This window comes from Clostridium psychrophilum, from assembly GCF_018861705.1.
In the GTDB taxonomy this organism is placed as follows: Bacteria; Bacillota; Clostridia; order Clostridiales; family Clostridiaceae; genus Clostridium_AD; species Clostridium_AD psychrophilum.
On record NZ_JAHLEC010000232.1, the window covers coordinates 1 to 1,637 of the forward strand.

Genomic DNA, 1,637 nt, shown 5'->3' on the forward strand with positions numbered 1-1,637 from the left:
ATTCCATAGTGATTATCCTCCTGTGTGTTTTAGTTTAGGCGATTAAAGCATAACACAGAATTAATCCACTATGGATTTCTTATTGGTTCAACTTCATTTTACAACAGGTCACCAAAAGAAAAAACATTCGAAAATCAAAATAATTAAACATATTTATTTAATTTTTACTTCTCATTGTAATGCTTCATATCGATCTACACGCCATTTTTTAAATTAATGTATTGATTCTTAACTGAACAAATAAATTGGTCGTAGAATATTGAACATAAAAATAGAGCTAATAATTAAACTGCTCCATTTTGTTTACCTTAATTCATTACAATTACTGTTTGTTATTATTCAATATTTTCCAATGCATAGTCCAACATCATGTTTATGAATTCATTCCTGTTATAATTTGATTTTGTAGCTAATTTATCTATAACTTCTAGCTTCTGAAAGTCCATAGAAAGTAAAAATGATTTTCGTTCATCAACTGTGCTTACTTTCTTTTTAACTTTAAAAGGTTTTATATGTTTATATTCTATTAATTTTTCATCGATTATTTTTTTATCTTCTTTTTTAGTTTTAATTTTATTGATTTTTGAAAGTTCATTAGTAATGTCATCCATATTTAAAACTCCTTTATATCATAATTTTATTTGATTCTAGATATGATTTCATAATACAAGTCTTTATAAGCATCTACATATTTTCCACCTTTTACATAATAATTTATAGGCTTATGAACTGTAATAGCTTCAACATATTTAACACTATTATAGATAATTGTTTTGAACAAATCTTGTTGAAAACGTTTCTCAACTATTTGAGATATTTTTTTAGAAAATAAGGTCGTTTTATCAAAGTTATTTCTCAAAATTCCTAATAATTTTAGGTTGTCATTGAGACTTATATCTTTCATTTCTGCAATCATACCCTCCATTAATACCAAGCCTTGCATTGCGAGGGGACTATTATCAATTACCATTAAGTAGTAATCACTAATAGCTAGTGCATTTAAACTTATGAGACCTGTACTGGGTGCGTTATCTATTATTATATAATCATAATCGGTCTTGTTTTCGAACTTTTCAAACTTAGACTTCAACATTGTTTCCTTTGTATTTCGTTTGTGACTAAGTTCAATTTCCAAATTAGCACTCCCAATTACATTTGTTATAACATCAATGTAGTCGTTATATTTTGTTATGCAATCATCAAAAGTGATTTTTGAATTCCTATATAAATCATACAGAGTAAGACCTTGCTCATTTTCTATATTTAATATTTGGGTACTACCTGAGGTTGGGTCGTTATCCACTAGAAGCACTTTATGTCCTTGTGAGGCTATAACTCCACATAGATTAATACTTGTTGTGGTCTTTCCAACTCCACCTTTTGTATTTATGTATAACATATATATACTGTGGGAAATAGGTGTTAGAAAATTAATCCTAAAGCCTTTTTTGTTTCTGACATTATTGCAATAGCAATAGCTGTGAAGCCTCTGATGTGACCACTTGTCAATAGTTAGATAGATTTGCTACTTGTTGATTTACACTTTATCTTATCCTAAGTTTTACAAATTAATTTATCTAGTTAAATCATGGATTTGCACATATATTTATCCGATTTACATAATAATTTAACCGGAA

At 27.6% G+C, this 1,637-nt stretch carries 2 protein-coding genes; both read right to left on the reverse strand.

All coding sequences use genetic code 11. The features are described from left to right. Positions 1-335 precede the first annotated feature (335 nt). The gene (locus KPL38_RS19905; RefSeq protein WP_246578056.1) at positions 336-611 is read right to left on the reverse strand and encodes a hypothetical protein; all 276 of its coding nucleotides are present in this window, start codon (positions 609-611) and stop codon (positions 336-338) included. Between the two features lie 26 nt (positions 612-637). Beyond that, positions 638-1,399, reverse strand: coding sequence for a ParA family protein (locus KPL38_RS19160; protein ID WP_216290730.1), 762 nt, complete (start codon positions 1,397-1,399; stop codon positions 638-640). Positions 1,400-1,637 lie beyond the last annotated feature (238 nt).